The organism is Lichenihabitans psoromatis (assembly GCF_004323635.1).
GTDB lineage: Bacteria > Pseudomonadota > Alphaproteobacteria > Rhizobiales > Beijerinckiaceae > Lichenihabitans > Lichenihabitans psoromatis.
Genome location: NZ_CP036515.1, coordinates 3,489,770 through 3,514,028, shown reverse-complemented (window position 1 = coordinate 3,514,028; position 24,259 = coordinate 3,489,770). Strand labels below are relative to the sequence as shown.

The following is a 24,259-nucleotide window of genomic DNA, read 5'->3' as shown; positions in this document are numbered from 1 at the left end:
CGTTGGCAACGTCTTTGTTCCGGACCCGAGACGACAGGTGGCGAAGATCGCGTCGCGGCATGTTTCCAGGTAATGCCACAGCGGAGATCTCAAGTACTAAATAATCGGCCGCAAGTGCCCGCCCTTTGGATCAGTTACGGCAATATTCAAAGACGCTTCGTGGGGTGGAGATCACGAAAGATTAACAAGAACTTATGGCGAATTTCCGGTGGTTGCGCCAGTGTTGCACGTAGCTCTGGTGAAATAACAGCCGCGAGTCGCAGGGAGGAGTCGGGGCAGGATGATTCTCACTGACAATGAGACAAAGGTCGATCTCCTCAACAATGAGGCGATCGCCAAAACCATCATCGAGCTGCTGCGCGAAAAGCCCGAGCGCGCCGTGACGATCGGCGTTCACGGCGACTGGGGCGCGGGCAAATCCAGCATCTTGGAGATGATTGAGAACGGCCTTAGTTCTGATGAGGACGTGCTCTGCATCAAATTCAACGGATGGCGCTTTCAAGGATTCGAAGACGCCAAGATCGCGCTGATCGAGGGCATCGTCACTGGCCTTATCGAAAAACGGCCGTTGCTCACCAAGGCGGGCATAGCCGTCAAAGACATCTTCCGGCGAATCGACTGGCTAAAGATCGCGCGACACGGGGGCGGTCTCGCGTTTACCGCGTTCACAGGCATCCCCACAGCTGACCAGGTAGGCGCGGTGGTCGGTACGCTGAAGGGCATCTTCTCCGATCCCTCGAAACTCGCCACGAAGGAGAACTACGACAAAGCTATCGACGGTGTGCAGGGCCTGCTGAAACCGGGAGAGTCGAAAAATGTACCGGAAGAGATCGAGGCGTTCCGAAAGGCTTTTGACGACCTGCTCAAGCAGGCGGGCATCAAACAACTGATCGTCCTCATCGACGATCTCGACCGCTGCCTGCCGGACACCGCGATCGAAACGCTCGAAGCCGTCCGGCTGTTCGTCTTCACCGCCCGCACCGCGTTCATCGTCGCGGCCGATGAAGCGATGATCGAATATTCCGTGCGGAAGCATTTCCCGGAGCTGCCGGACACGACCGGCCCGCGCGACTATGCGCGCAACTATCTCGAAAAGCTGATCCAGATCCCATTCCGGATCCCGGCTTTGGGCGAGACCGAAACCCGCATCTACGTCACCCTGTTGCTCATCGGCGCCGAGCTGGGCGAGGACGATCCTGCTTACTCGGCGCTCATCACCGTCGCGCGTGAATTGCTCAAACGGCCTTGGAAGACCGCCGGGCTCGACGCGCAGACGGTCAAGACCGCCTTGGGCGACAAGGCCGGCCAAGTCCAGAACGCGCTCACCTTGAGCGACCAGATTGGTCCGATCTTGGCCAGCGGGACTCAGGGCAATCCGCGGCAGATCAAACGCTTCCTGAACACCCTGCTGCTACGCCATCAGACCGCGCTCGCACGCGGTTTCGGAGATGAGGTGAAGCTGCCCGTCCTGGCGAAGCTGATGCTGGCGGAACGGTTCCTCTCAAGATTGTTCGACCAGATCGCTAGCGCCGCCGCCCGCGACCCGGACGGCCGCTGCGTAGATTTGGCGGCGCTCGAAGCCGCCGCATCGGAGGAGAAGCCAGCTTCCAAGGCGAAGCGAGCCGGGTCGAAGGTCAGTTCTATGGATGACGCCAAGCCGACCGCCGTGCCGGGCTCCAATGACAGCGCCATCCTGACGGAGTGGAAGGCGGCCGACGCGATACGGGCCTGGGCGCGGCTGTCACCGGCCTTGGCTGAAGTCGATCTGCGCCCCTATCTGTTCGTGACTAAGGATCGGAAGGACTATTTCGGAGCGGCCTCCGTCCTCGGACGACTCGCCGCGGTAGTCGAAAAGCTGCTCGGCCCGAAGCTCGCTGTCCAGGCGTTCGAGGGTGAACTCAAGCAGCTCGTTCCGGCCGAAGCCGCGCAGGTCTTCGAGGAGCTGCGGGGCCGTGTTATGGGCGGGGACGCCTTCGATACCGTGCCGCCGGGCGTCGATGGACTCGCCGTGCTGGTTCGCGCGCATCCGACGCTGCAGGCCAACCTCCTCGACCTGCTCGAAGCCTTGCCGGCCGATCGATGCGGGCCGTGGCCAGCGTCGGGTTGGGAGGGGATCATCAAGGATTCCGACGCCGTCGCGCGCTTCGAGAAGCTACTCCAAAGGTGGTCCACCGCCGGTTCGGCCTTCTTGAAGCCGACGGCGAGCGCCGCTCTTCGCACGCGGAAGGGTGGTCGCTGATGGGCACCTCGAACGCATATGGAGGTGCAGGCGGCGGCACGCCGCTCATCCCGAGTTGGTTGCAGGGTGATGGCGACGGCGGGGCCGGCGCGGGCGCGGGCGATGGCGACGGAACACAATCCACGCCGCCTGATGGATCGCCGCCTGCGGTTCCTCCCGCGCCGGCACCCCGGCCGACCGCGCCAGCAGGAGCGTCGGATCGCTTCACATCGGCCAGAAACAATTTCACGCGCTTCGCAAGTTCGGGCGGAAGCGACCGTCGGAGCCTCGGCCGTGCTGTCTCGCAATATGTGTCCAAATCGGCGGGCGGTTCGCGCCAGGCTGCGCAACGGATGGGTTCATCGCGGGGTGCGGGCGCCGGGCTTGTCCGATTCCTCAACGACGCCAGCGCGAATGGCGTTCGAGAGGCGCTGCGAACGCTCAACCTCGAAAGCCTCGCCGGGCGGCCGATTGAGGAGGTATTCGCGGGGCTCGCCGATTACATCTGCCCCGAAGGGGGGTCGATCGACGAGGGGATCGCGCGAGACGCCTTCGTCGAGACTATCGCCGATCTCGCCGGCGCCGGCATTACCGACATCGACGCGCTGACACCTGGTCAAATCCAAACCGTCTTCGAACTATATGCGACACACGCGATCGAAGCGCGCATCTGCAACGACATCGGCACTAAGGTCGTGACTTTACCTGCCGACCCGCGCGCGGCCGAGAGGGTTCAGGCGCAACTGCGTGATTTCATCCAGCGTGGGGTCAGCGACGCGATCAACGCCGCGGGTGTCAACATCCAGTCGCTAACCCCTGATGCGGTGATGAGCTTCGTGACCAACGTCTATCAATCCGCCTTCGAGGTATTGCAGACGATGGGCGATGGGGAGGCAGCGAAATGAGGCGCCATGTCATCATCGGCCGTTTCGGGCCGGACGATAAGACCCGCGTCCCCAAGGCGCGCGACGAGGTCGCATCGACCTTGCAGTTGGTGGCGGGCAAGCGCCTCGATCATGGGATCGCCCATGCCTTGGCCGACCTTAAAGCTTTGCATCTGACACCGAGCGAGATCGGCGCAGACATACTGGTGGTCGCTGCCCACGTTCATGCTGCGGATACCCGCATCTCTCGCTCGACCGAATCGCAGGACGCCTGGACGCGCGAGATTCGGCTGGTCATCCCCGTGAGCGATCCGGCGCGATGGACGGCCGCCGCACCCATCTTGCTCCGCGCCTTGAATTTCCTGACCGGCGACAGGTGGGATGTAGGCTTCCGCAAACGGACTAAGGGTTATGCGAAGCTGGTCTCTCCTGCCGCGCCCACCCTCATTCCCACCCCGTTCGGTGGCGTGAGCCTGTTCTCCGGTGGTTTGGACAGTTTGATCGGCGCGATCGACAGCCTGAATGCCGGCGAAACGCCGCTCCTTGTCAGCCATGCCGGCGAAGGGCTGGTGAGCAAGTCGCAGGAGCAGTGCTTCGACGGTTTGAAAGCTGCTTACAAATCATCCGCCTTCGATCGATTGCGCGTGTGGATGAGCTTCGACAGCGGACTGGTCGAGGATGTCGGATCGGAGGACACCACGCGCGGCCGCTCGTTCCTATTCTTCTCCCTGGGCGTCGCTGCCGGCACCGCGCTCGGCCGCGACTTCGTGCTCAAGGTTCCGGAAAACGGCTTAATCGCGCTCAATGTGCCGCTTGATAGACTCCGGCTCGGCGCGCTCAGCACGCGGACGACGCATCCTTTCTACATGGCCCGGTGGAACGATTTACTCCAGGCGCTCGGCGTCGCGGGGAAGGTCGAGAATCCCTATTGGGACAAGACTAAGGGGGAGATGGTCGCCCAATGCGCCAATCCGGCCCTCTTGAAGCAGCTCGCCCCGCTGTCGCTATCATGTTCGTCACCGACGAAGGGGCGCTGGACCAAGAAGCCCCAGGGGCACTGCGGGTACTGCCTGCCGTGTCTCATTCGGCGGGCCTCTCTGCGAGGCAAGGACTCGACAGTTTACGGCGTACCCGACCTGAAGGCTGCTACATTGGACACCAAGCAGGCCGAAGGTCAGCAGGTCCGATCCTTCCAGATCGCGATCGCGCGGCTATCGAAGCGCCCGGAACTCGCCAAGGTCCTCATCCACAAGCCGGGGCCGCTCTTTGATGATCCCTCCCGCCACGATGATCTGGCCGATGTCTATCGCCGCGGATTGGAGGAGGTTGGGCGCTTGCTGACTGGCGTTCGCGCCGCACCGTCGTAAGAGGCCCCATGCGATCGGGTCTCGTCGATTTTCATTGCCACCTCGATCTCTACCCCGACCACGCGGCCGCGGTGGAGCGTTGCGAGCGCGATGGCGTGTTCACTCTTACCGTAACCACCACGCCCAAGGCTTGGCCGCGGAACCACGAACTGGCGTCCGCCACCCGTCATGTTCGAGCGGCTCTCGGTCTGCACCCTCAACTGGTCGCCGACCGCGCCCATGAGATCGGGTTATGGGAGGAATTGCTGCCGCGAACCCGCTATGTAGGCGAGGTCGGGCTCGACGCCGGCCCGCGATTCTACAAATCGTTCGAGACACAGAAGGAGGTTTTTGCTCGCGTGCTGACGCTCTGCGCGGCGGCGGGCAACAAGATCGTCACGACGCACAGCGTCCGAGCGACGAAGGCCGTGCTTGATATGATCGAGCAACACATGCCGCCGCCTCACGGTCGCGTCGTGCTTCATTGGTTCACCGGTACCGCGGCGGAGGCCAAGAGAGCGGTCGATCTCGGCTGCTATTTTTCGGTGAACGCTGAGATGCTTGTGAACGAAAAGCGCGCCGCGATCACCAAGGCGCTCCCGCTGGACCGCGTTCTGACGGAAACAGACGGACCGTTTACACGGATCGATGCCCGTCCCGCGGTGCCGAGCGATGTTTGGGTCGCTGTGCAAGGCTTGGCACGGCTGCACGGTACCTCGCCGGCAGATATCGCTGCCACGGTCACCCGGAATCTAAAAAGCCTACTTGCGGAGCAAGGATAGGCGCTCGGACGGTAAATCTAATGTTTTAGGTGGGCGTCGCTGTGGGCTGGTGTGTCGCCCGATGGGCGCAGCCTCAAAGTGGAGGCGAGATGCTGAAGGCCAGCGAAGAGGAAATGGAGTCCATTCGAGAATATTTTGAATGGCAAGCGCCCGACCTAGAGGTAACCTTTCTGCAAAAGGTGTACTCCGAAGCGGTGTTGAACACCCGTCATGACGTGTGGGACATTCACACCAATAAGGACCGATGGTGGGTCATCACTGGTGGCACCAACCTCTACTCCCAGCAGCAGTTTCCGAACATGGACCTGGCGCTCACGTTCCACATCGGCCTGATCCTGCGCATCCCGCGCACGGAGCAGCAGCAACGGGACGACATGCGGCTTCTCCCGTTCGGGCCGGTGTTTGAGAAAATGGAAGAGGCCGGCGACGCGGTTGCCCAGGCCCACAATCTCGCGGACTATCAGGCCGTCGGGGTTCGTTGCCGTGAGACCTTGCTCGAATTGATCGGCGTGGCCCAGGACGCGGCAGTCTGGACGGAGACACCACCGCAGCGCGCCAATTTCCGCGAGTGGTCGGAAATCATCTGTAACGCCGTGGTGCCCGGCAATAGCAATCGGGAACGGCGCGGCGCCTTGAAGGGCGCGCTCGATAGCGCCTGGACATTCTCCAACTGGCTGACACATGCGAAGTCGGCCACATGGCTCGACGCCGACATGGCGCATACGTTGATTCAGCATGCGATCGGCATGGCCACATCCCTGATCCTTCGTGAGCTGCGTGGTGTGCCGGAGGCCTGTCCCGATTGCGGCTCGCCCGATCTGGCGCCCGAACAGGGTGAAAACACCGCGGCGCCGGGCCTTCTCTGGGAACGACCGAGATGCACGGCCTGTGGATGGGCCGGTAGGCCGGTTCCGATCCTCGATTCCGAGAATGGCCGGCCACTCATAACCCGGGAGGGCGAGGAGACGCATGACCACAGCATCATGACCGTGCCCCTGCGCGCCATCCGCAAGCCCGGCGATCCGGCAGTCGAAGCCTTGCAAGACGTCGAGACGGGTGCGCCGGAGCCGGCTGAGTATTTCGCCTACGGGTCGAACATGGCGACTGCGCGGCTGCGTGAACGTATGCCGAGCGCCAAGCCGTTGGGAGTTGCCACACTGTCAGGCCATGAGCTGCGCTTTCACAAGCGAAGCAAAGACGGGTCGGGTAAGTGCAATGCGTTCGCGACCGATGACGATGAGAGAGCCGTCATCGGTGTTCTATTCAGTTTTGATCCCGCAGAGCGCCGAAAGCTCGACGCCGCTGAGGGAGCCGGCAAGGGTTATGACGCCACGATGGTGACGGTCGTCAATGATAAGGGGCGTAGGCGAAAGGTCCTGACGTATATCGCCTCGAGTGAAGCAATCGACGAAAGCCTCAAGCCCTACATTTGGTATAAGGAACATGTCTTGGCTGGCGGACGGGAGCACGGCCTTCCGCAGGACTACATTGATGAATCCGTCGCAAAGGTTGAGGCTGTCGAGGATGCCGACGTCGCCCGGGCGGTGAGGGAGCGTGCGACGCATACCGTGATCGGGTAACCCGACATCAAAATCTATGCGGCTAAGCGCTGAGCCTCGGTGCCATCCCGATCGTCGTCACCAGTTGCCTTTAGGAGGAAGCGGGCCAGTGGCGGTCCGCGAACCTGGTGGTATCGCGGTTGGTATCGGTTCGGAGCATGAGCAGAAAACCCAATATTTACAACGCGGACTCAAACCAGTTGACCATCGAGTGGGAGTGATTGAGGCCCATTCGTATTCTCGACGAGGTAGCTTCTCGTTACGGAAGGCGACCAAGCAATCACCTTGTGCTATAGAAAGCTGACAGCCGTGACAGGAATTCCGATCGATGGACGACACAAGCCAGCCATCAGCCAGCGCTGACGAAGGGCCTGCACATAGCGCTTTGCGATGCCTGAGTCTGGTGGCCCGGCATCACGGCCTGACCGTCACGCTCGACCGATTGGTCAGGGATTTCGGGCCGTCGAGCGATGAAGCGACATCGAATCAGCTCGTCACTCTCGCGCAAGCCTCAGGTCTACGCGGCAAGGCCGTGACACTCGACTGGGACGGCCTCACCAAGATCGCCAAGACGTTTCCGGCGGTGGTGAAGCTGAAGAACGGCAATGCAATGCTGCTTGTCGACGTCGGCGAAAACCCGAAGCTGTCCTGGGCCAAGCTCCGGGATCCGATGTCTCCGGGCGAACTCGAGCTCGTGGTGGACCGCCATCGCTTGGAGGAGGCGTGGAGCGGCGAGGTTGTCTTGTTCAGCCGCAGCTATGCGATTTCGGACGAGACCAAGCCGTTCAGTGCTCAGCTCGTCGCTAGCCTGGTTTTCCGTGAGCGCCGGATCGTGCGCGACGTGGTGATCTGCGCCGCAATCCTGAGCTTGCTGGCGCTCACACCGGTCATCTTCTTTCGCCTGATGTCGGACCGGGTATTTCAATCCCATAGCATCAGCACTTTCATCGTCATTTGTCTGGGCATGGCGGTGCTGACCGCCTTCGATGTCGTCTTCGCAGCGATCCGCCGCTACCTCGTTCTTCATCTGACGACACGAATCGACATCAAGCTCTCGACCTATATTTTCGATAAAGTGCTGAGCCTGCCGATCGACTTTTTCGAGCGCAATCCGATCGGTCTCATCGCGTTTAAGCTCAACGAGAGCAACAAGATCCGCCTGTTCTTGACCGGGCAGATGTTCGGAAGCGTTCTCGATCTCGGGATCCTGCTGGTCTTCCTCCCCGTCATGGCCTTCTTTAGCCCGATCCTGACCGCGATCGTGCTGATCTGCTGTGTGGCGATCTTCACCTGGATCGTCTTGATGATGCCGTTGATGCGGCGGCGACTGTCGGTCGTCGTGGCGGCCGAAAGCGCCCGTTCATCCTTCATGATCCAGACCTTGCAGGGCATAAGGACCGTCAAGTCACTCGCGCTCGACGCGCGGCAGCGCAAGCTTTGGGACGGGTTGAACAGACGCGCCGCCATGGCCCGCATCGCCGAAGGCCGCACGTCGAATATGGTTCAGACCGTCGTCGCGCCGCTGGAAAAGCTGATGGTGAGCGGCACCTTCGCGTATGGCGTTTATCTGGCGACCGCCAACGACGATCCGATCTCGGTCGGCGGTCTGTTGGCGTTCCTGCTGCTCAGTCAGCGCGTGGCGACGCCGCTGATCCAAGCCGCCAAATTGGTCAGCCAGTTGGACGATGCGCGGATCGCCATCCAGGTTGTCTCCAACGTGGTCAATCAACCGGCGGAGGAGGGGCGTTCCGGCCACGGCGTCAAAACGCCGTTACAGGGGCACCTCGAATTCTCGAAAGTGCAGTTCAGCTACAAAGGCTCGACGCGACGAGCCCTCAACGATGTGACGTTTAATATCGCGCAAGGCACGACGCTCGGCGTCATGGGGCGCAGCGGCTCGGGGAAGACGACCATCACGCGCCTTTTGCAGAGGCTGCATTCCGATTACCGGGGGTCGATCAAGATCGATGGCCTCGATATCCGAGACTATGACATCGATCACCTGCGGAGCAGCCTCGGTGTGGTCCTGCAGGATAATTACCTGTTCACCGGGACCATCAAAGAGAACATCACAATCGCGAAACCGAACGCGACCTATGACGAGATGGTGGCGGCGGCCCGCCTCGGCGGCGCGCAGGAGTTCATCGACAAGCTGCCTCGCGGCTACGAGACTTATATTTTCGAGGGGTCGCCGAATCTGTCTGGCGGGCAACGCCAGCGACTCGCGATTGCTCGTGCGCTCATCACCGATCCGAAATTGCTGATTCTCGATGAAGCGACGAGTGCACTCGATGCCGAAAGCGAGGCGATCGTGAACGCCAACATCGAATCGATCGCAAACGGGCGAACCATGTTGGTGATCTCGCATCGCCTATCGTCCCTGGTGCGCTGTGACGCCATCATGGTTCTTGATCAGGGCACGGTTCACGACATCGGCACGCACGAGGAACTGCTCGGCCGCTGCGAGATCTATTCGAGCCTTTGGAACCAGCAGCATCAGCATCAGCAGGGCGCATCGCGCGCAGCGCAGATCCGGCCGAAATTGGCCTATCGCGGTCCGCGGATCTAATCAGACCGTTCCACCCCATCGTTCTGCGGAATTCGCACGCCCTCTTCGTCGTCCCGATGCTTCGAGACAGCGCGAGAAGGCAAGAAAGCGAGATGGGGGGAATAGGCAACAATTGGCGGAGACGGAGGGATTCGAACCCTCGATAGGGCTTTACAACCCTATAACGGTTTAGCAAACCGCCGCCTTCAGCCTCTCGGCCACATCTCCGCTCGCCGCAGTCCGTGGACCAGCAACGTCCAGACCTATGCCCGAAGAGGCCCGGCATGGCAAGCGTTCGATGCCCGGATCAGGGCGCCGAAGAGGCTGGGAGATCGGGAAGGGGACGTCATCCGACTCCGGACACCAGATGTGAGATGCGGCACCGAGTCATCGTCAAACGTTGGCGATCAGAGCCATGAATCAGCACAAGTGAGAGCGAATGCCGCAATCGGCCTACGGTCGTGAAAGCGACAGATGCTGCCAATCGCATATGTGGCATGCTTTTTTGCCGACACGCGGCAACAAGGCAACATTGGGTCGAAAATTCGTTGCTCGAATGTCACAATCCGAACTGAAACCCCCCACTGAAGGGCGTTGGGACCATTCTGGCGTTTGTCGCCGAGGGGTCGCCGCGTATGTTGATTTTGCGAACGGGGTTTACCCCACGCTCAGATCGGAACGGAATTCTTGCAAAGATGCCATCGGCCAAGACGCCGGGTTTTGTAAGGGCAAGTCCGGGTTGATAAGGAGGTTAGAGTAGCAACGGTTCGATAAAGTTGGAATGAAGACGGTCCGGTCTCAATCTGCTTCGAACAAGAGCAAGTCTAATCTCGTTGGGTCTTTCAAACTGGAGGTTGTACTATGAAGCTCGTTAAGAGTCTTCTTCTTGGTTCGGTGGCCGGAATGGCCGCTATTGCTGGCGCGCAGGCTGCTGATTTGCCGTTTCGGAAGGCTGCCCCGGTCGAATACGTTCGCGTTTGCGACTGGACCGGCGCTGGCTACTTCTACATCCCGGGCACCGACACCTGCTTGAAGGTCGGCGGCATCATCCGCGCCGAATATGCTTACATCCAGAACAACTCGGCCTTCTTCCCGAGCCCGGGCGTCAGCACGGTTGCGGCTCCGCGCGCCACCGGCACGTTCATCCCGGGCCGTAGCCGTGACGCAAGCGGCTTCTTCGCTCGCGGTCGTATCGACGCCGACGCTCGCACGCAGACCGCCTATGGCACGCTGCGCACCTACGTCCGCTTCCAGATCGATCGTCTGCAGGGCAACTACTCGGGCGGCGGTGTCGCTGGTGGTCAGAACTCCTTCGCCAACCAGGGCGGCAACAACGCCTATCTCGACAAGGGCTTCATCCAGTTCGCTGGGTTCACGGCCGGTCGCGTTCAGTCGTTCTTCGACTTCTACGCCGACAACTACAACTTCGAAGGCATTGCCAACTCCGACGAAAGCAACAACGTCTTCGCTTACACCGCGACCTTCGGTGGCGGCTTCTCGGCAACGATCTCGGTCGAAGACCGCAACGGTCGTAACCTCAGCCAGAACATCGGCAACATCGCGTTCGGCACCGGCGCCATCAACCCGGCTGCCGGCCTCAACGGTCTGGCTGGCGCGAACGCCGTCTACGCTGGCGAGACGATCCCGGATGTCGTCGGTGTCCTGCGCGTCGATCAGGCCTGGGGTGCGGCTCAGATCTCGGCTGCCTACCATGACGTGAACACGGTTGCGGGTCCGCTCGGCAACGTGGCGATCGCCAACCAGTTCGCCAACTCGACCACGGAAGGCTTCGCGGTTCAGGGCGGCGTGCAGATCAAGCTGCCGATGCTGGCTGCTGGCGACGATCTGTGGATCGAAGGCGGCTACCAGGAAGGCGCTTACCTCTACCAGGACTCCTCGAACTACCTGAACGCCGGCTTCAACTCGCTCGCGCTCGGCGGCTTCCAGCATATCGACCGTGACGCTGTCGCGATCGGCAACGGCACTGGCGGCTACACCCTCCAGAAGGGTTCGGGCTTCCACGTCATGGGCGCCTTGCACCACTACTTCACGCCCCAGTTCCACGACGTTCTGTTCGGTTCGTACGAGACGATCGGCTACGGCAACATCGTCAAGAACATCGACTGGACCCGTGGCGGTATCGGCGACGCATCGGAATTCCGCGTCGGCAACCAGTTCATCTTCACCCCGGTTCACGACCTGAACTTCGGCGTGGAAGTGATCTACATGCGCATCGACCAGACCTTGGCTCACGAACTCGGCCAGGTCGCGACCGCTCTGCCGGTCGGCGTCAAGAAGAACCCCGATGCCTTCGAGGCTCGCCTCCGCGTCGAGCGCGACTTCTAAGTCGACTCGTTTCGTCCAACAAAAGAAGCCCGGCGCGAAAGCGCCGGGCTTTTCTATTAAATAGACCCCGACATCCTTCGACAAAGCACCGCGGCGCTTCTCAGCGACAAGACACTATTCGTTATGGCAAAGCGGGGACTGAGCCGGATGTCTGTAGGCGAGGCCTCGGACAGTCGTTATCGGGGCTGATGCAGAGTACAGCGACGCCACGACGATGCCATCATCACCAGACCGCGTCAGATCATCGGCTACGTTTTCAGCTCAACGCGAAGCAGCCGCGCGACATCTCCGCGGCGTTCCACTAGCCTCAGCCGCAGAGAAACTATGGCCGGGTGGGACTTAGTTTCGTTCCCACATCATGACACTGCCGAGCTCGCCCATGGCGTTCCACTCCGGCTTGCCGACGTCGCTGGTTGTTTCCAAAGCCATAAGGGCCGCGATGGCGGTTCGCGCCCGGTTGACGCGGCTCTTCAGCGTCCCGAGAGCACATCCGCAGATCTGCGCCGCTTCTTCGTAAGCAAAACCAGATCCGCCAACGAGGATGAGAGCCTCCCGCTGTTCGGCCGGCAGTTTCTGCAGCGCGGTGCGGAGATCCTGCAGGTCCATATGCCCGTTCTGCTCGGGCACCGACACGAGGCGAGCCGCCATAGTGCCCTCAGCATCCTCGACCTCTCGACGCCGCTTCCGATATTCCGAGTAGAAGACGTTCCGCAGGATCGTAAACAGCCAAGCCGACATGCTCGTGCCCGGCGTGAATGAATTCTGATTGATCCAGGCCTTCATCAAGGTCTCTTGAACCAGATCATCGGCACGGTCGGCATTTCCGCAAAGCGAGAACGCAAAGGCCCGCAGGCTAGGAATGGTCCGAAGCATGTCGTCTTTGAGAGCATGTGTCGGTTTCGGTTCGGCGGGACGGAGCGTCGTTTGCTCTGCCTCGGACGACTCCGTCGTGGATGCGGCCGAGCCTTGACCTTGTTCGGCTTCGTTCACACCCATGTTAAACTCCCCTCGCCGAGCCACTCGATCAGGACGCTATCCTGTCGAGACTAGCGTTAACCTACTATGATCGTCCAAACGATGATGGCATCGCGACCGTGACGGCGCTTTGACGGGCTGCAGAATGCAACTTGGGCCACATGTTTAAAACCGTTACATTAGATATCGGACCGCCGGCGCTAGAAATCAAGTTTCACGGCCCGGTTCGCAGCAGATGTCCGAAGAAAACCGGGGCACCTGATGGGACGCCATTCACGGATCCGCCGGGCGGCTCGACCGTGACGGCATATGTGGCTCGTTCCAAGACGGCGCGCGGCACATTGGGGAGTTTGGTTTGCGAGACGTGATCCTCACCAAGGATCCCTAGTGACTTCGGCGCACCGAGATCGGCATCGATGATCCATAATTCGTAGGACTTGCCTTGGATCGGGGTCGCAGCGACAGGATTGATCGAGAGAGCATTGTCCCGAAGATCGGCCCGCATCACGAAAGCCGGAGCGTCGTTCGTCTTCTGCAAGACGGCCACCAGAGGCTCGTTTACACCACGCGTCGCCATGAAGGGCGAGACCGCAACCCAAAGCGCCAAGGCGGCCGCGAGCGCCATCGACGCGGCAGCGACTTGTTTCCAACGCTGAAGTTGTCGGCTGAGTTGAACCACGTTCCCGGCAGCACCGATTCCAGCGGCACTCAAACCCATGATTCGCGCCAAGATCGACGACCACAACTCGGTCGGCGGCTCCACTTCGGGCGTTGCCTCATCAAGCGGGGCCAGACGATGTTCCCAAGCCGTAACAGCACCATCGAAAACGGGGTCACTCACACGGCGAAGCGACGCTTGCGTCCGCTCGGCATGATCGAGCGTTCCGAGAACATATTCTCCAGCCAGCATGTCGGGATGATCGGTGGTTTCGGGAGTCGTCATGATGCGAGACAGTTCTTCAACTGGGCCAGGCTTCTGTGCAGCCATGTCTTGATTGTGGCGGTCGGGTGGTTGAACCGCCGCGCGAGAGCGTCGCGACTCAAACCGCGATAGTAAGCCAGAAGCAGGATTTCACGACGCTCCGGATCGAGCGTTTGTAGGCATACCAGCAGGGCCTTGAAGCTGTCGCTTCGCTCCATACTGTCGAGGGGATGATCCACCTCGGCAGGGATTTCGAGCCCCTCGCTGATGTCGTCCTGCATGGCCGAGTGAGACGGACGGCGAACCTCATCGAGCGCCCGATTGCGTGCGATGACGGCCATCCATGTGATCGGGGACGCTTTCCCAGGGTCGAAATCGACGGCCTTCTGCCAGATTTTCACATAGACCTCCTGAAGAATTTCGTCCGCCAAGCTCCTGCTGACCAAAATACGCAAAACGATCCCATAAAGTTTACGGTTCGTCGCGTTGTACAAAACCTCAAAGGCCGCCTGATCGCGTTGGGCCACCCGTTGCAGCACCACAGCGAGTTCACGGGACGAACCAAGCATTTCCTGCCCCACCAGCTGACGTCCAAAGGCCACCCGCCCTGGTACGCTTAGCTGGTTCTATGCGACTTCGCCGTGTTCACCAAGGCAGGAGCACTCGTTCCGAAATTGGGTCGGCGCAGCGCGATCAGGGCTTCGCCGCTCCCATCACGGCGCGGTACACCATGGCCAGACCGACAACCAGCCACCCTGCAATCAACAGACTTCCGCCGATGGGAGCAGCCGTGGGCCACGGCCGTTCGCCGGTCAAGCCGGCGAGCGCCAGTTCTCCGGAAAACAACACCGCCCCGATCAGCATGGCGATGACGCCGAGCAGCACCGCCCGTGACGTCGAATGCTGCGTCGATGCCAGGATCGCAAAGATGGCCGCCGCATGGATCAACATCATATTGGCGGCAATCGCCGTAATGTCTCCTCCGCCTCGATGAGCCGCCGCTGCCGCAACAGCAACTCCCCCGGCGCCGAGCAATCCCGCCAAGCCCTGCAGGCCCGTCGCGATTGACGAAACGGACCCGCTAGTCTGACGCCGCGCAGGTCGCGGCGCCTCTGTCGTTTTTCGATTTGTTTCAGGCATCAGCCCGGGATCATGACCGTGTCGATGACGTGAATGACGCCGTTCGACTGCATGACATCCGGAATGGTGATGCGCGCGACGTCACCCTTGGCATCGGTCACATCGAGACCCTTGCCATGCGCCGTTACGGTGAGCGTGTCGCCATTCACAGTCTTCAGCTCGGCCTTGCCGCCACCAGCCTTGACCTGCTGCTTCAATTCAGCGGCCGTCAGGGTGCCGGGAACGACATGATAGGTCAGGATCGCGGTCAGCTTGTCCTTGTTCTCAGGCTGAACGAGGCTCTCGACAGTGCCCTTGGGCAGCTTGGCGAAGGCGCGGTTGGTCGGCGCGAAAACCGTGAACGGGCCGGGGCCCGACAGCGTATCGACGAGACCGGCTGCCTTGACGGCTGCGACAAGCGTCGTGTGATCCTTGGAATTGACGGCATTTTCGACGATGTTCTTGGTCGGATACATCGGTGCACCACCGACCATCTTGACGGCAGCGTAAGCGGCCGGAGCAGCGGCGACGCCAAGAGCGAGCACGATACCGGCGACGAACTGGCTGTTCCTGTTCGAAAACATGTTTACCTCCACAAGGTCAGCCTCCTCAAGGGAGACAGCTTAAGTTACGCGGCTCTTATCAAAGAGTTTCAGAGTTCAATGGCCGGTTGATGGGCAGTAACCTTGGCGGCTCGCCCGAGACGTGGCCCCGACCCGACCGTGACGGCGGCGATCGATCGGCCTTCCGCAACCGCACATTAAGCCCGCTGTGATAAACGTGAGCGATGGACAAGCACATCGCCGATCCGATGACGGTCATCATCGTTCTCGATTGGGCCTCCGTTACCGGCGGTCAGGCTAAAGTCGCGTTCGACAGTGCCATCGGGCTCAAGCAAGCGGGCCATCGACCGATCATCTTTGCGGCTGTCGGCCCGATCGCGCCCGCTCTCAGCGCAGCGGGCGTCGAGGTGATTTGTCTCGGCCAAGCGGACCTGATCGGCCATACGTCCAAGGCGGCAGCCGCTGTTCAGGGCATCTGGAACGGCGTGGCTGCAAAGCGGCTGGGGGAGCTTCTCGCCACCTGTCCAGCCGGTCGCACCGTTGTGCACGTCCATGGTTGGGCGAAAGCGCTTTCACCATCCATCGCGGTCCCCATCGCGCGGTCGGGTTTACCCGCGATCTATACGATGCATGAATATTTCATCCTGTGCCCGAATGGTGGCTTCTATAATTATCAGAAGCATCACGCCTGTCCGCTCGATCCTCTGTCGCTGGCGTGCTGGAGCACGCACTGCGACTCGCGCACCTATGGGCGGAAGCTTTGGCGCGCGGCTCGGCAAGTCGTGATGGAGCGGATTGCCCATCTCCCGACCGTTTTTTCCGACTATATCTGCATCTCGAAATTCCAGCTCGACGTCATCGGCCATCGCCTGCCCACCGACATTCCGGTGCACGAAATTTCAAACCCTATCGATGCGCTCGATCTGGGCCAGAAGCCGCCGAGGCCGGGCGCCGACATGATGTTCATCGGCCGTCTCTCGCCTGAGAAGGGGCCATTTCTCTTTGCCGAGGCCGCCCGTCTTGCGGGCATCGTCCCACTCTTCGTTGGCGACGGACCGGCGGCCTCGGAACTCGCGGCGCGCTTTCCGGAGGCGCGGCTTCTCGGCTGGAAAGGCCCGGACGAGGTCAGGCAGTTGATGCGGGAGGCGCGCGCCTTGGTGTTCCCGTCGCTCTGGTACGAAGGCCAGCCCCTCACGGTTCTTGAGGCAAAATCGCTCGGCACCCCGGTCATCGTATCGGACGGTTGCGCTGGGCGGGAAGAGATCGAAGACGGTGTCGCGGGGCTCTGGTTCAAGAGCGGTGACGCCGCCGATCTCGCCCGTGCGTTGCGCGAGATGGCGAACGATGCGCTGGTCGAACGGCTATCACAGCGTGCCTATGAGCTCTACTGGTCGAACCCGCCCACACTGCAACGCCACATCGCGGCCATCACCTCGGTCTACCGCGCGCGCCTCGCTCCGGCTTCACCGCGAGGGCAGGCGGCCTGACGACTGGCGCAAGCCGACCGGGCGTTCGACCCAAGCGGGTCGTTCGAGCCAGCGGATGCGAGCGGTCTCGATACCCCAGACGGCGCCGAGCATCAGATAGACATGCCGCCAGTGGTCGATATCGATCTGAAACCCCTGCATGAGAAAGACGAAAAGCGCGGGCCAGTAGACATGCGCGATCCGGGCGTAGGGCGAGCGCGCGAGCGCCAAGCGAAAACCGATGAAGATCGTGAGCCCGACCATCAGCAAGAACGCCGACCCGCCAAGCCATCCGTAGGACGCGAAGGAGTTGATGTAGGAATTATGCGGATCGAGGTCGAAGATCAGCCGAAACCGAAGCGGCCCGAAGCCATTCAGCCGGTCGAGCAGCATCGGAAGTGAGCGCAGTTGGTTGCCGAAGCGCCCCGTTTCTCCTTCATCATATTCCTGTGTGACGCTGGCGCGCTGGAGAAAGAACTCGCGGGTGCTGTCGATCGAGAGCAGCAGTACGATGCCGATCAAGGCGACGCCGACCGCCACAGCCGCCATCACCACAATGCGTCGGCGCACCCTCGCGTCGCGGTTGGAGTGGAACGCAAACACCATCGTCATCAGGGCCGCGACAATGAAAGCGCCCCACGACCCACGTGAGAACGACAGGAAGATGCCGGCCACCACGATGAACAAGGCCGAAAGCGTGAGAAGGAGGTGCCGGGTGCGGCGGAGAATGAGGCTCTGAATGAAGTACAGCGCACCCATGATGAGGTAGGAGCCGAGGACGTTGGGGTCCTTAAACGTTCCGGAGGCGCGACCGTATTTAGAGAACAGATCCTCCGTCCCGCCGATGTTGAAATAGCCGAGAATTCCGCAAGCAGCCGCAACCACCGTGCTGAACGCATAGGCTTTCAGGCAAAGCTCGGCCCGCGCCAGTGTATTCTCGGCAAAAAAAAGCGCGAAAAACACGGCCGTGATCGCAAGATAAAGCGATTGCAACATAAAGAGGGTCGGGTCGGGCTCGTTCAGATACGGAAGCAGAGCGACGAAGCCGCCGAAGTTATAGACGAAGATCAGGGCCAGGAACGCAAGGATGAAGCGATGGACCCTGAAGCCGCCGAGGAACCAGAGCCCGATCGTGAGGAACGAGGCGAAATCGTAGGGCGATGGTTCGACGAGAGCGATGGCGCCGCACACGACGAAAAGAAAGAAGCTCAGTTTAATCAGGACATTATAATTAAACCGCAACGGCGGCAGCCGCACCGCGATGGGGGCAGCCTGAGCCGACCCGGCGCTCGCCGCCGCCACTGCACGGTCAATATGCATTCTCGGCCTTGACGAGAGCGACCGGCGTGATCAGCAGGATGTAAAGATCGAAGAAGATCGACCAGTTCTCGATATAGGCGAGATCATGCTCGACGCGGCGCTGGATCTTGTCGGAGGTATCGGTTTCGCCGCGCCACCCGTTGACTTGCGCCCAGCCCGTAATGCCGGGTCGAACCCGATGACGGGCGAAATACCCATCGACGACTTCATCATAGGCCCGGTCGGCGGCGGTCGCGTGAACAACATGCGGCCGCGGCCCCACCAGCGAGAGATTGCCCCAAAACACGACGTTGAACAGCTGCGGCAACTCGTCGAGCGATGTGCGGCGGATGAAGCGACCGACCCGTGTGACGCGCGGATCGCCTCGCGTTACCTGTTTGCTGACCACATAGTCCAATTGGTCGACATACATCGAGCGGAACTTGAAGACCTCGATGATCTCGTTGTTGAAGCCATGGCGCTTCTGCTTGAACAGGACCGGACCCTTCGAGTCGAGTTTCACCGCGATGGCGATGACCAGGAGAACGGGTGAGAGAACCAGCAGCGCCAAGGCGCCAACGAGCCGGTCGAAGACCCATTTCGAGACGACGTCCCAATCGGCGATCGGCTTGTCGAACACATCGAGAACCGGAACAGATCCGATGTAGGAGTAAGACCGCGGGCGGAACCGAAGCTTGTTGATATGAGCCGCGAGCCGAATGTCGATCGGCAACACCCATAGTTTTCGTAACATTTGCAAAAGGCGCTGCTCCGCCGTGATCGGCAGAGTGAAGATGACGAGATCGAGCCGCGTGTGGCGGGCGAATTCCACAAGATCGTCAATGTTGCCAAGCTTCGGATAGCCCGCCACCACGTCTGGCGAGCGATCGTCGTCGCGGTCGTCGAAAACTCCAATGATGCGGACGTCGGTCTCCGATTGGTCGCCAAAGGCTGTCAGCAACGACTCGGCGGGGGCGCCGCCTCCCACAATCACGGTGCGGCGATCGAGACGGCCGATCCGGCTCATGTGGCGCATCACCATCGATATGGCCCCGCGCTCGAGCAGGAGAGCCGCCAGGCCGATGCCATACCAGCTGAGCAGCCACACGCGTGAGAACGTGCCCTCGAGCTTGAGAAAGAAGATCGCGGCCAGGGCGACGAGAAAGACGAATGTCCAGACGGCAGCAACACGCAACCCGAACGTCACAGGCGCGCGGAACGCCGTGACCGAATTGGCGTGAACGGCTTGAAACCCGATGATGCTGAGCGCGCCCACGATCAGGATCATGGCCACGTAAGCGACGCTGCTGTCAGATAGCGGCGCGACATAGACCTCGTGGATCAGAAACCCGACGGCGCACAGCAACGCAAACTCGACCATCCGAACGACACCCGCCAAAACGACCGGCGAATAGGGCGGACGAGATTGCGGGCCACCCATCGCTTCGGCGAGGGCCACGAGCCGGGGCGAGGGAGGGCGGGTCGAGGGGCGCGCGGCCTGACCCATGGGATCGAGCGCTTTGCTGCGGCGAATGTCGTCCGGCGTGAAGCCGCCGGGAGGCGATGTCATGGAAACGAGCTCCTACAGGCCAAAGCCACCGGGCCGCAGAGACGACGATCGCTCTCCCCCGGTCGAGTGCATTGCTTTTTCGGCCATTGCATCAAGATACGCGGTCATAACGCCATCGACCATGCGGGCCATTCCGAATTCCAGGTGAACATGATCGGCAAGTTGAACCGCGGCCCCTCGCTCCTCATCGAGCGATAGGCTGAGTTGCTCGATCATTTTGTCGCACAAGCCCGCAACATCGTTCGGAGCGATCAATCGATCCCGATAGGGTCCGAAGATCTCGGGGATGCCACCGACATTGGTGGCGATGATCGGCAATTGGGCCCCGGCTGCCTCGAGAATGACGTAGGGGAGGGACTCGGCGCGCGACGGCACGACGAGCACGCGACCGAGCTCGAACGCTTGCCGCGCCGGCATCGGCCCCGCAAAGACGATATCCTGCTGAAGACCGAGGGACGCGGCCCGGGCCTGCAGCTTATCTCGGTCGGGACCGGACCCGACCAGAACAGCTCGTAACCGGCGACCCGTCACGATGCTGGCTGCGGCGATCGCGTCCAGAAGCGTGTCGATCCCTTTCGCTTCGCGCAGTTCACCGACATAGAGAAACTCTGCCGCATCCGCCGCCGGCACGATCGGCAGAAACTCGGCCTCGGAGATCCCGTTCAAGGCGACGCGGGACAAACAACGAGGTCGACCGACGGATCGGCCATACCGGCCCTCGATATAGGCGCTCTCGAAGAGGATCAGGTCGGACGACTGCGCCATGATCCGCTCCATCCGCATGTAAAGGCGGTGCAACATCGTGCCTGGCGCGTAATTGAGGCTTCCGCCATGAGGCGTGTAGACCCGCACTACATGAGCATCGGCCCAGGGCAGGATCGCCGGAAGTCGCGCAAAGGTCGCGCCTTTCGATCCATGCCCATGCAGCACGTCCGGGCGGAGCTTACGAGTCAGCGCCGCGATCTTGAACAGAGCCGACACATCCGTCAGATGCGGGTTACGCCGCATGGCGAAACGCGTGACGCCGAGCGCGAGGTGAGGCTCCAGATCGGCAAGCACCCGGTCGGCCATTGCGCCGCCGGTGCTCGCATCCGCAACGAGCCCGACATGATGTCCACGGGCGACCTGCTCGCGCGTCAGATCGAGGACATGCCTGAACAGACCGCCGAGAGGCGCACGCAAGACATGAAGGATCTTGAGACTGTCATCTTGGTGGCGTGACGCGTCCCGCATACCGGCCTCGCATTCCGGGGCGAGATCGCGCGAGCGATATCGTCCGGAACAGAACTGCAGGCGAGGCCGCCATGGCCTCGCTCTCGCAAGGCTTTATGGACCGGTTTCCTAAAAGAACCTTTCCTCGACGGTCAGCGTGTCGCCTGGACGTATTGGGAACGTTAACGGAACCGTTCCGGTCACCGGCGCACCATTGACGCTGCGGGTCACATCGACAGACCCTTGGAAGCCGCGCGGCGTATAACCGCCCGCAATGGCGATCGCTTTTTGGGCCGTCATGCCGTTCACGAAGGGGTATTGGCCAGGCAGCGTGACCTCGCCAAGAATGAAGAAGGGCCGAAAGGCCTCGACCTCGACCGACACATGCGGTTCGCGCAGGAAGCCGGCACGCAGCCGTGTCTCGATCAGGCGTTCGGCCTGCGTCGTCGTGAGGCCGCCGACGCGCACATCCCCGGCAAGCGGGAGCGACACCGCCCCGGCGCCCGACACCGAATAGGAATTCGACAGTGCATCCTGCCCGAACACGATGATCCGAAGCCGATCGCCGCTCCCGAGTTGATACGGGGCATTGGCCTGGGCACGGAAGAGATCCGTGGGATAGTTCTGCCCGGCGCATCCGCTTGTCAGAACGGTTAAGGCCAGACCGATTGCCGTGAGGGTTCGCCGCATGGAAGTTAACCGGGCAAGGCCACAACAATTGTTGCGGCTCGTGATTCTTAGTCATTGTTGTAAGCCGACATGGTTAACGAAAGCTGAGGTGTCGCAGGTGGGGGGAGTGGAGACCTGCTTGCGGCGCAAAGCCGGGTGGCGATTTGAACCGATGGCGAAAGCCGGCCGAAGCCCCTAAATGTCACGCATGACGGAGGAGACGATTCACGAGGATCGGTCCCTCATCCGGTTCACTCAGGCCGATCGAGACACATGCCAACATTCCGCACCAGCCGTCGCGTTCGACATACCGCAAGCGACATGTTCGATCTCGTTGCCGATGTGGAGCATTATCCGTTGTTCCTGCCGCTTTGTCAGAGCCTGGACATTCGACGCCGGACGACGCTCGACGATGGTCGCGAGCAACTGCTCGCCGACATGCGGATCGGCTACAAGGCCATCCGCGAGACCTTCACGAGCCGGGTCACGATGGATCGGCCGCAGATGCAGATTCTCGTCGAATATGTCGACGGGCCGTTCAAGCGCATGGAAAATCGGTGGCGTTTCGTCGATTTGCCATCGGGGTCAAAAGGGCCCGAATCGACCGTCGAGTTCTTCATCGACTACGAGTTCAAAAGCCGGATGTTCGGCATGCTCATGGGCTCTGTCTTCGAAGCGGCATTCAGGCGCTTCGCCGAGGCGTTCGAGGAGCGTGCCAACCGCGTGTACCCGCACGCTGGCACGCGTGTGGTGGCGCCTTAACGGTGAAAACCTTCCGCCGGTTGGCGCTCGGACGCGTCAGGCCGGCGTGGCCGCGATGGCGGCTTCCAGCAGCGCCAAGGCCTGCTCGACCGACGCCAGTCGAATAGCATCGCGGGTCAGAGGCCCGAAACGGCGCTCGATATGGTTGCTCGCGCCCGCCCGACCAGCGCCAACCCGCACCTGACAGGCAAAATGCACCAGCCCCACGGGCTTGGCTTCGCTGCCGCCGCCCGGCCCGGCAATACCCGTGATGCTGACCGCCATGTCGGCGTTCGAGCGGGTGATCGCTCCGGCCGCCATGGCTCGGGCGGTGGCCTCGGAGACGGCGCCGTCATGGGCCAACACATCATCCGGGACGCCGAGCATCTGGCGCTTGGCGTCGTTCGAATAGGTCACAAAGCCGCGATCGACCACGGCGGAGGATCCAGCGATCTCGGTCAACAAGGCCGCGACGAGGCCGCCTGTGCATGACTCCGCCGTAGCGATCATCAGCGACCTGACCCGACATGCATCCAAGAGAAGTTCGGCACGGCGCAGCAGGGCGGGCTGGAACATCGACGCCTCCGTATCAGGTTGGCCCGAGCGGCAGACGAACCGTCGCAAGAGCCCAAGCCGCCATGCCTTCGCGACGGCCAACGAACCCCATGAGTTCCGATGTGGTGGCCTTGATGCCGACCCGGTCGATGCCAATCCCGGCGATCTCGGCGATCGCGGCCCGCATGGCCTCGCGATGCGGGCCGATTTTCGGCGCTTCGCATACGATCGTGACGTCGAGATGCGCCACGACGCCGCCCCGCTTGCCGACGCGCTCGATCGCATCCTTCAAGAAGAGAGCGGACCGCGCGCCACGCCATTTCTCGTCGCTGGGCGGGAAGTGTACGCCGATATCGCCGTCGCCGATCGCACCGAGGACCGCATCGGTTAAGGCGTGCAGCACGACATCGGCGTCGGAATGGCCGGTCAGCTTGCGATCATGCGGGATACGAACGCCGCCAAGCCACACATGGTCGCCGTCGGTGAAGGAGTGGACGTCGTAGCCCTGGCCGACGCGGATGTCCGGCAGGGTGGCGAGCAGGCGGGCTTCGGCAGACATGAAATCCATGGGGGTCGTGATCTTCACGTTGATGACATCGCCTTCAAACACGTAAACTGAATGGCCGGCATATTCAGCCACGGCCCCGTCATCGGTCAGGTCGTTGCGCCCCGCTTGGGCGGCTTGACGATGAGCCGCGAGGATCAGCGGAAACGCAAAGGCTTGCGGCGTCTGCACGGCTCGCAACTGCTGGCGATCCAGTGTGCCGAGCACCGCCCCGTCCGAGCCGATCTGCTTGATCGTGTCGGTGACGGCGCAGCCGGGAACTGCCGCTTGGTGTCGATCCGCGGCCGCAATCGCCCGCAGCACGAGCTCCGGCGAGACGAAGGGACGGGCCCCATCGTGGATCAGCACGATGTCTGGCGCGACGTCATGCAGTGCCAGTGCCTCAAGCCCAAGGCGAACGCTGTCCTGCCGGCTCGCGCCACCGAAAACGGGAGCGTGCAGCCGCTCGCGCATCGTCGCATCGAGCAACCTGGCCGCTTCGCTGAACAAATCGGTGTCGTCAGGATGGATCACCGGCGTGACACGAAGGTCCGGATGAGCCGACAAAAGCGCATGAAGCGTCCGCGCAATCAGCGACTGACCCGCGAGCGTCCTGAATTGCTTGGGCAATCCAGCGCCGGCGCGCGACCCCCGGCCTGCAGCGACGACAAGAACATGGGACGAGGCAGGCATCGTGCAAACACACTCCGAATACGATTTCGACCAACTCACGCCCGCGCGGCGTCAAACTGTCGCCAAGTGGCCGGGCAGATGCGCTATCAAGGGAGTTGCCGCGCCGCAGCAACTGACTAATCTGCAGGCTTTAGACCATGCTGATGATAAATTAGGCACGCTGGGCAACGACCACCGTATCGCGTGAGCGATCTACCCGGAACCGCCCCCGAAAGAAAGGTGCTTGATGCGCGAAGCGATGCGATCGG

Annotated in this window: 20 protein-coding genes and 1 tRNA gene; 9 read left to right on the top strand and 12 right to left on the bottom strand. The window is 61.6% G+C overall.

From position 1 onward, the window contains the following. The first annotated feature begins 280 nt into the window (after positions 1 to 280). From qatA to EY713_RS16400, 6 genes are all read left to right on the top strand, one after another. Positions 281 to 2,239, top strand: coding sequence for a Qat anti-phage system ATPase QatA (qatA, locus tag EY713_RS16425; RefSeq protein ID WP_131116804.1), 1,959 nt, complete (start codon positions 281 to 283; stop codon positions 2,237 to 2,239). Continuing rightward, complete coding sequence (gene qatB, locus EY713_RS16420; RefSeq protein WP_131116801.1) at positions 2,239 to 3,123, top strand: Qat anti-phage system associated protein QatB; 885 nt, start codon at positions 2,239 to 2,241, stop codon at positions 3,121 to 3,123. Before qatA ends, qatB begins: the two co-directional genes overlap by 1 nt. 89 nt (positions 3,124 to 3,212) lie before the next feature. Continuing rightward, entirely contained in the window at positions 3,213 to 4,469 is a 1,257-nt protein-coding gene (gene qatC, locus EY713_RS16415; protein ID WP_425374370.1) for a Qat anti-phage system QueC-like protein QatC, read from the top strand. Positions 4,470 to 4,477: 8 nt separating this feature from the next. Continuing rightward, on the top strand, positions 4,478 to 5,230 hold the full coding sequence (gene qatD, locus EY713_RS16410; RefSeq protein WP_131116796.1) for a Qat anti-phage system TatD family nuclease QatD: 753 nt from the start codon (positions 4,478 to 4,480) through the stop codon (positions 5,228 to 5,230). An 89-nt stretch (positions 5,231 to 5,319) separates the two neighbouring features. Further along, positions 5,320 to 6,810, top strand: a complete 1,491-nt coding sequence (locus EY713_RS16405) for a gamma-glutamylcyclotransferase family protein (protein ID WP_131116793.1) — start codon at positions 5,320 to 5,322, stop codon at positions 6,808 to 6,810. A 307-nt stretch (positions 6,811 to 7,117) separates the two neighbouring features. Further along, entirely contained in the window at positions 7,118 to 9,358 is a 2,241-nt protein-coding gene (locus tag EY713_RS16400) for a peptidase domain-containing ABC transporter (RefSeq protein ID WP_131116790.1), read from the top strand. A 113-nt stretch (positions 9,359 to 9,471) separates the two neighbouring features. Here EY713_RS16400 and EY713_RS16395 read toward each other — a convergent pair. Next, positions 9,472 to 9,565: transfer RNA gene (locus EY713_RS16395), tRNA-Ser, on the bottom strand. 633 nt (positions 9,566 to 10,198) lie between these two features. Here EY713_RS16395 and EY713_RS16390 point away from each other — a divergent pair. Next, positions 10,199 to 11,683, top strand: a complete 1,485-nt coding sequence (locus tag EY713_RS16390; RefSeq protein ID WP_131116787.1) for a porin — start codon at positions 10,199 to 10,201, stop codon at positions 11,681 to 11,683. A gap of 339 nt (positions 11,684 to 12,022) precedes the next feature. On the opposite strand, the gene EY713_RS16385 is transcribed toward EY713_RS16390, so the two are convergent. From EY713_RS16385 to EY713_RS16365, 5 genes are all read right to left on the bottom strand, one after another. Next, positions 12,023 to 12,556, bottom strand: coding sequence for a sigma-70 family RNA polymerase sigma factor (locus tag EY713_RS16385; protein ID WP_245504367.1), 534 nt, complete (start codon positions 12,554 to 12,556; stop codon positions 12,023 to 12,025). 316 nt (positions 12,557 to 12,872) lie between these two features. Continuing rightward, positions 12,873 to 13,601 carry an anti-sigma factor gene (locus EY713_RS16380; RefSeq protein WP_165491162.1) on the bottom strand — a complete coding sequence of 243 codons (729 nt, stop codon included), beginning with the start codon at positions 13,599 to 13,601 and terminating at the stop codon, positions 12,873 to 12,875. Then, a complete protein-coding gene (locus tag EY713_RS16375) occupies positions 13,598 to 14,149 on the bottom strand; it encodes a sigma-70 family RNA polymerase sigma factor (RefSeq protein WP_131116777.1) in 552 nt (183 codons plus the stop codon). The genes EY713_RS16380 and EY713_RS16375 overlap by 4 nt, the downstream gene beginning before the upstream one ends. A gap of 124 nt (positions 14,150 to 14,273) precedes the next feature. After that, positions 14,274 to 14,720 carry a DUF423 domain-containing protein gene (locus EY713_RS16370; protein WP_131116774.1) on the bottom strand — a complete coding sequence of 149 codons (447 nt, stop codon included), beginning with the start codon at positions 14,718 to 14,720 and terminating at the stop codon, positions 14,274 to 14,276. Continuing rightward, entirely contained in the window at positions 14,720 to 15,283 is a 564-nt protein-coding gene (locus EY713_RS16365; protein ID WP_131116772.1) for a fasciclin domain-containing protein, read from the bottom strand. The genes EY713_RS16370 and EY713_RS16365 overlap by 1 nt, the downstream gene beginning before the upstream one ends. Positions 15,284 to 15,510: 227 nt before the next feature. Between EY713_RS16365 and EY713_RS16360 the strand changes: the two genes are divergently transcribed. Beyond that, positions 15,511 to 16,749, top strand: coding sequence for a glycosyltransferase family 4 protein (locus tag EY713_RS16360; protein WP_131119840.1), 1,239 nt, complete (start codon positions 15,511 to 15,513; stop codon positions 16,747 to 16,749). Here the strand turns inward: EY713_RS16360 and EY713_RS16355 are convergent. From EY713_RS16355 to EY713_RS16340, 4 genes are all read right to left on the bottom strand, one after another. Continuing rightward, positions 16,726 to 18,048, bottom strand: coding sequence for an O-antigen ligase family protein (locus EY713_RS16355; protein WP_177525406.1), 1,323 nt, complete (start codon positions 18,046 to 18,048; stop codon positions 16,726 to 16,728). The two genes, EY713_RS16360 and EY713_RS16355, sit on opposite strands and share 24 nt — an antisense overlap. Then, entirely contained in the window at positions 18,038 to 19,597 is a 1,560-nt protein-coding gene (locus EY713_RS16350; protein WP_131116769.1) for an undecaprenyl-phosphate glucose phosphotransferase, read from the bottom strand. The genes EY713_RS16355 and EY713_RS16350 overlap by 11 nt, the downstream gene beginning before the upstream one ends. Positions 19,598 to 19,609: 12 nt before the next feature. Beyond that, a complete protein-coding gene (locus EY713_RS16345; RefSeq protein WP_131116765.1) occupies positions 19,610 to 20,830 on the bottom strand; it encodes a glycosyltransferase in 1,221 nt (406 codons plus the stop codon). A gap of 108 nt (positions 20,831 to 20,938) precedes the next feature. Continuing rightward, on the bottom strand, positions 20,939 to 21,499 hold the full coding sequence (locus EY713_RS16340; RefSeq protein ID WP_131116762.1) for a polysaccharide biosynthesis/export family protein: 561 nt from the start codon (positions 21,497 to 21,499) through the stop codon (positions 20,939 to 20,941). Positions 21,500 to 21,751: 252 nt separating this feature from the next. Between EY713_RS16340 and EY713_RS16335 the strand changes: the two genes are divergently transcribed. Next, on the top strand, positions 21,752 to 22,240 hold the full coding sequence (locus EY713_RS16335) for a type II toxin-antitoxin system RatA family toxin (RefSeq protein WP_131116759.1): 489 nt from the start codon (positions 21,752 to 21,754) through the stop codon (positions 22,238 to 22,240). 36 nt (positions 22,241 to 22,276) lie between these two features. Here the strand turns inward: EY713_RS16335 and EY713_RS16330 are convergent, their stop codons facing one another. Then, positions 22,277 to 22,795 (bottom strand): CinA family protein, encoded by a 519-nt coding sequence (locus EY713_RS16330; RefSeq protein WP_131116756.1) that lies wholly within the window; start codon positions 22,793 to 22,795, stop codon positions 22,277 to 22,279. A 13-nt stretch (positions 22,796 to 22,808) separates the two neighbouring features. Continuing rightward, positions 22,809 to 24,011 carry a bifunctional 2-C-methyl-D-erythritol 4-phosphate cytidylyltransferase/2-C-methyl-D-erythritol 2,4-cyclodiphosphate synthase gene (locus EY713_RS16325; protein ID WP_131116753.1) on the bottom strand — a complete coding sequence of 401 codons (1,203 nt, stop codon included), beginning with the start codon at positions 24,009 to 24,011 and terminating at the stop codon, positions 22,809 to 22,811. Between the last annotated feature and the right edge of the window lie 248 nt (positions 24,012 to 24,259).

Coding starts and splice junctions, on each gene's coding strand:
- EY713_RS16355 (WP_177525406.1), bottom strand. CDS start 18,048: ATGCATATTGACCGTGCAGTGGCGGCGGCGAGCGCCGGGTCGGCTCAG.
- EY713_RS16370 (WP_131116774.1), bottom strand. CDS start 14,720: ATGCCTGAAACAAATCGAAAAACGACAGAGGCGCCGCGACCTGCGCGG.
- EY713_RS16340 (WP_131116762.1), bottom strand. CDS start 21,499: ATGCGGCGAACCCTCACGGCAATCGGTCTGGCCTTAACCGTTCTGACA.
- EY713_RS16365 (WP_131116772.1), bottom strand. CDS start 15,283: ATGTTTTCGAACAGGAACAGCCAGTTCGTCGCCGGTATCGTGCTCGCT.
- EY713_RS16385 (WP_245504367.1), bottom strand. CDS start 12,556: ATGCTTCGGACCATTCCTAGCCTGCGGGCCTTTGCGTTCTCGCTTTGC.
- EY713_RS16390 (WP_131116787.1), top strand. CDS start 10,199: ATGAAGCTCGTTAAGAGTCTTCTTCTTGGTTCGGTGGCCGGAATGGCC.
- EY713_RS16405 (WP_131116793.1), top strand. CDS start 5,320: ATGCTGAAGGCCAGCGAAGAGGAAATGGAGTCCATTCGAGAATATTTT.
- EY713_RS16350 (WP_131116769.1), bottom strand. CDS start 19,597: ATGACATCGCCTCCCGGCGGCTTCACGCCGGACGACATTCGCCGCAGC.
- EY713_RS16380 (WP_165491162.1), bottom strand. CDS start 13,601: ATGACGACTCCCGAAACCACCGATCATCCCGACATGCTGGCTGGAGAA.
- qatB (WP_131116801.1), top strand. CDS start 2,239: ATGGGCACCTCGAACGCATATGGAGGTGCAGGCGGCGGCACGCCGCTC.
- EY713_RS16345 (WP_131116765.1), bottom strand. CDS start 20,830: ATGCGGGACGCGTCACGCCACCAAGATGACAGTCTCAAGATCCTTCAT.
- qatA (WP_131116804.1), top strand. CDS start 281: ATGATTCTCACTGACAATGAGACAAAGGTCGATCTCCTCAACAATGAG.
- EY713_RS16325 (WP_131116753.1), bottom strand. CDS start 24,011: ATGCCTGCCTCGTCCCATGTTCTTGTCGTCGCTGCAGGCCGGGGGTCG.
- EY713_RS16330 (WP_131116756.1), bottom strand. CDS start 22,795: ATGTTCCAGCCCGCCCTGCTGCGCCGTGCCGAACTTCTCTTGGATGCA.
- qatD (WP_131116796.1), top strand. CDS start 4,478: ATGCGATCGGGTCTCGTCGATTTTCATTGCCACCTCGATCTCTACCCC.
- EY713_RS16335 (WP_131116759.1), top strand. CDS start 21,752: ATGCCAACATTCCGCACCAGCCGTCGCGTTCGACATACCGCAAGCGAC.
- EY713_RS16360 (WP_131119840.1), top strand. CDS start 15,511: ATGACGGTCATCATCGTTCTCGATTGGGCCTCCGTTACCGGCGGTCAG.
- EY713_RS16375 (WP_131116777.1), bottom strand. CDS start 14,149: ATGCTTGGTTCGTCCCGTGAACTCGCTGTGGTGCTGCAACGGGTGGCC.
- EY713_RS16400 (WP_131116790.1), top strand. CDS start 7,118: ATGGACGACACAAGCCAGCCATCAGCCAGCGCTGACGAAGGGCCTGCA.